This window comes from Halomonas sp. BM-2019, assembly GCF_017584085.1.
This window is the reverse complement of the sequence record NZ_CP071922.1, coordinates 4,108,828-4,110,991: the sequence shown is the minus strand read 5'-3', so window position 1 is coordinate 4,110,991 and position 2,164 is coordinate 4,108,828. Positions and strand designations below refer to the sequence as shown.

Here is a 2,164-nt window from a genome sequence, read left to right as displayed (position 1 = left end):
ATCGGTTCAAATCCGATTAGCGGCTCGGTGGTTCGAAGTAAACTAAAATTTAATAACTCAATCAGGTAGGCAGACATGGCAAAAGAAGAATTTGTACGCTCCAAGCCGCACGTAAACATAGGCACAATTGGTCATGTTGATCATGGCAAGACGACGTTGACGGCAGCAATTACGAAAGTATTGTCGGCCAAATATGGTGGACAGGCGAAGGCATGTGAGGAGATTGACAATGCCCCTGAGGAGCGTGAGCGTGGTATTACGATTGCTACGGCACACGTTGAGTACGAGACGGGTAACCGTCACTATGCGCACGTGGACTGTCCGGGTCACGCCGACTATGTTAAGAACATGGTAACGGGTGCGGCACAGATGGATGGTGCGATTATTGTAGTTGCGGCCACAGACGGACCGATGCCACAGACCCGCGAGCACATCCTTTTGGCCCGTCAGGTGGGTGTACCGTACCTGGTGGTGTTCATGAACAAGGTTGATCTGGTTGACGACGAGGAGTTGATTGATCTGGTTGAGCTGGAGGTTCGTGAGCTGTTGAGCAAGTATGAGTTTCCCGGCGACGACATTCCTGTGGTTAAGGGTTCGGCCCTTGGAGCGCTCAATGGTGAGGCCAAGTGGGAGGAGAAGATCATTGAGCTGATGCAGGCTGTTGATGATTCTGTACCGACCCCTGAGCGTGCGGTGGACAAGCCGTTTTTGATGCCTGTAGAGGATGTCTTTTCGATTACGGGCCGTGGTACGGTAGCTACGGGTCGTATTGAGCGTGGTATGATCAAGCTCAATGAGGAAGTGGACATAGTTGGTATGCAGGAGCAGAAGATGAAGTCTGTTGTGACGGGTATTGAGATGTTCCGCAAGTTACTGGGCGAAGGCCAGGCGGGCGACAATGCCGGATTGCTTCTTCGTGGTATCAACAAAGAGGATATCATGCGTGGCATGGTAATCTGCAAGCCGAACTCGATTACCCCGCACACGGAGTTCAGCGCGGAGGTGTACGTGCTGAGCAAGGATGAGGGTGGTCGCCATACGCCGTTTTTCAACGGATACCGTCCACAGTTTTACTTCCGTACGACGGATGTGACGGGTATTTGTGAGCTTCCTTCGGGAGTTGAGATGGTAATGCCGGGCGACAACGTGGCCATGAAGGTAAACCTGATCAGCCCGATTGCTATGGAAGATGGTCTGCGCTTTGCCATCCGCGAGGGCGGACGCACCGTGGGCGCCGGCGTGGTTAGCAAAATCCTGAAGTAATTCAGCAAATATTAAAAGTACGGGTGTAGCTCAATTGGTAGAGTAGCGGTCTCCAAAACCGTTGGCTGGGGGTTCGAGTCCCTCCACCCGTGCAATACTGAAAATACAATGAGTAAAGTTTCTGAATACTTCGAATCGGTCCGCAAGGAAATGAGCAAGGTGTCGTGGCCAACTCAAAAAGAGTTGGTTGACAATACCATGGTAGTAGTGATTTTCTCCATTATAGTATCTCTGTTCATTTTTGGAATCGATAATGTTTACAGTTCGATCCTTGAAATCATCTATCGTTAAATGAGTACAGAAGACCACAAATGGTATGTCGTGCGATGCTTTTCGGGACACGAAAAGAAAGTGCGTGAATTTCTGGCTCAGGAAACGGTCGAAATGGGTCTGGAAGAGAAGATTTCAGAAATTCTGATTCCTACAGAAACTGTTGTTGAGATACGTGGCGGAAAGAAGCGTACACGCGAAAAGAACTTTTTCCCGGGATATATCCTGGTAAATGCTCTTTATGACGATAGCGTAAACAACCTGATTTCGAATGCTCCATCCGTTATCGGTTTTCTGAAGACCGACAAGGACAGCAAACGCCCGGCGCCGTTGCGCCAGGATGAAGTTGACAGAATTCTCGGTCATGTGAATCATAACAAGGAAGTGGCTGCAACCGGCGGGCATATCGAAATTCCATACCGGGTTGGTGACATTATCAAAGTTATTGACGGACCTTTCAAGGATTTTGACGGCACAGTTGAGGAAATTTATCCGGATAAACTCAAGCTGCGTGTTCTGGTAAGTATTTTCGGAAGAAAAACACCGGTCGAAGTTGATGTAAATCAAGTCGAGGCCGATGCTTGAGTTTCCAGAGCGAAAGCTCACTAATTCAAAGAATTGACATAAAATG

2 protein-coding genes and 1 tRNA gene are annotated in these 2,164 nt (G+C 48.9%); all 3 read left to right on the top strand.

Going from position 1 to position 2,164, the window contains the following annotated elements:
- Nucleotides 1–75: 75 nt before the first annotated feature.
- The 3 genes from tuf (at nt 76) to nusG (ending at nt 2,118) form a co-directional block, all read left to right on the top strand.
- On the top strand, nt 76–1,263 hold the full coding sequence (gene tuf, locus J5F18_RS20455) for an elongation factor Tu (RefSeq protein ID WP_346300319.1): 1,188 nt from the start codon (nt 76–78) through the stop codon (nt 1,261–1,263).
- Nucleotides 1,264–1,282: 19 nt separating this feature from the next.
- Nucleotides 1,283–1,355 (top strand) — tRNA-Trp (locus J5F18_RS20450).
- 199 nt (nt 1,356–1,554) lie between these two features.
- The gene (gene nusG / locus J5F18_RS20445) at nt 1,555–2,118 is read left to right on the top strand and encodes a transcription termination/antitermination protein NusG (protein ID WP_346300318.1); all 564 of its coding nucleotides are present in this window, start codon (nt 1,555–1,557) and stop codon (nt 2,116–2,118) included.
- The last annotated feature ends 46 nt before the right edge of the window (nt 2,119–2,164 follow it).